The 1838-nt window shown below is 72.5% G+C and carries 2 protein-coding genes; both read right to left on the bottom strand.

Annotation, left to right across the window (positions count from 1 at the left end; genetic code table 11):
* Positions 1-1279, bottom strand: a 1279-nt coding sequence (locus GWK61_RS60445; RefSeq protein WP_194922257.1) for a sensor histidine kinase, incomplete at its 3' end; no start/stop codon positions are given.
* Positions 1276-1749 carry a hypothetical protein gene (locus GWK61_RS54380; RefSeq protein ID WP_194922258.1) on the bottom strand — a complete coding sequence of 158 codons (474 nt, stop codon included), beginning with the start codon at positions 1747-1749 and terminating at the stop codon, positions 1276-1278. The genes GWK61_RS54380 and GWK61_RS60445, both read right to left, overlap by 4 nt.
* Positions 1750-1838: the final 89 nt, after the last annotated feature.

The following is a 1838-nucleotide window of genomic DNA, read 5'->3' on the forward strand; positions in this document are numbered from 1 at the left end:
CCAGTCCGACTCGCTCCCGCAGTCCCACCAGGCCCCAGCCGCCGCCGGAGTCCGACAGTGGTGTTGAAGTCCTCGTCGAGGCCTCGTTCTGCACCGTCAGTGTGAGCGTGTCGGCGCCGACCGCCAGCCGTACCGCGACCGCCGCGCCTGGCGCGTGCTTGCGCGCGTTCGTCAGTGCCTCCTGCGCCACGCGCTGGAGTGTTTGCGCCGTCTCCACCGCCAGGTCCGGGACCGGGCCGTCGATCACCTCGAACGTTGCCGGCCAGCCGGTGTCCTCCGCGTAGTCCGCCGCCAGCACCGCCAGTGTCTCCTCCGGGGGCTTCACGTCCTCGCGGAGCGCCGCCACTGCGCGGCGGACCTCCGACAGGCCGTCGCGGGCTAGGCGGCGGGCGCGGATCACCATCGTGTGGGCGCGGTCCAGGTCTGCGCCGTCGGTCATCAGGGCGTCGGCGGCTTCCAGTTGGATCGCCAGGCCGGACAGGGAGTGCGCCAGGACGTCGTGCACGTCGCGGGCGATGCGCCCGCGTTCGGCCAGGGCTGCCGCGTGGGCCTGTTCGGTGTTGGCGCGGCGTGTCATCAGCAGGAGGTCCTGCGCGCGTTCCAGCGCTAGTCGGCGGGAGCGGCGTGCGTCGCCGAAGACGTAGCCGCCGGCTGTTACCGCGACGAGCCATGGGAACTGGCTTCCGTCGTTCGCGAGCACTGCGGTGATGGCGCCGATCACGATGGCCGCGATCCCGACGTACAGCGCCGTGGCCCGTGCTTCGGTCATGGCCTGCAGGTACATCACGCTCATGAAGATGTACGTCAGCCCCGACGGCTCGGCCAGGCCTGGGCCGGCCAGCACCGCGCCGCACAGCGCGATCACCGCGACGGCGGGCACCAGTGCCGGCACGCGCCGTACCGCCGAGACCGACCACACGACGCCCGCCAGCGCCGCGACCGCGCCGAAGGCCCAGGCGGCGGGGCGGTGGCTGTGCGCGATGGTGAACGACACGCCGCCGATGGCCACCAGCCGCAGCACGACGGCGATGACAGGCTGGCGCTCCGTCCACCGCCGCAGGTCGGGGAAGTCCTCCGCGCCGCTGCTCATGATGAGGTCAGTGTGCCCGTCCGACGGTGCGCGAAGCACGTCGGCCACGTCGGCCATCGCGGCCACGTCGAGGCGGCTCAGGGCCTCGCTCCAGCTCCGAGCCTGGCTGGTGGCCCACGCCACGGCGCCGGCGGTGCGGCTGGCGGCGCGGCTGGTGCGGCTGGTGCGAGCAGCCAGCCCGGCACTCACGGCCGCGCCAGCACCGGGATCCCGCTGGCGTGCGCCCGCGGCACCACGATCAGCGACTCGGCGGCCAGCGACAGGCCGAACATGAGCATCGTCGAGGAGCTCATCGCCGACTTGCCGGCGCCGGCGCCGACCGCGGCCATCTCCAGGCCGAAGCGCAGGGCGAAGGACCCGAGCCACAGCAGGATCGTGATCGGCCGGTAGCGGGCCCACAGCACACCCTCGCGCTCGTACAGGTGGATCGAGGTGCCGCGGATCAGGCCGATCGCGACCGACACGGCCGCCTGGATCCCGAGCCACACCTGGTCGGTGTGCGTGAGCGTGCCGCTCTTCTGCAGGATGACGAAGCCGTAGACGGCCAGCACGCCCGGCATGACGACCGAGCGCCGGGTGTCGACCGGACGTCCGGCCAGACGCTTCCCGATGACCAGCGCGGCGACCGCGACGATGAGGACGATCTGCAGGATGTTCATGTCTTCGACGGTAGGGATTTCGCGGCTTCCCCAGATCGGAGCGGGGGTGGAGACCGGGGTGGAGATTCCGGCGCGGTCCCTCCCCACCC

Origin of the sequence: Catenulispora rubra (genome assembly GCF_015356825.1) — a bacterium.
GTDB lineage: Bacteria > Actinomycetota > Actinomycetes > Streptomycetales > Catenulisporaceae > Catenulispora > Catenulispora rubra.

Bases quoted from the DNA above. Each gene is read 5' to 3' on its own strand.
- GWK61_RS54380 (WP_194922258.1), bottom strand. From the start codon at position 1,749: ATGAACATCCTGCAGATCGTCCTCATCGTCGCGGTCGCCGCGCTGGTC.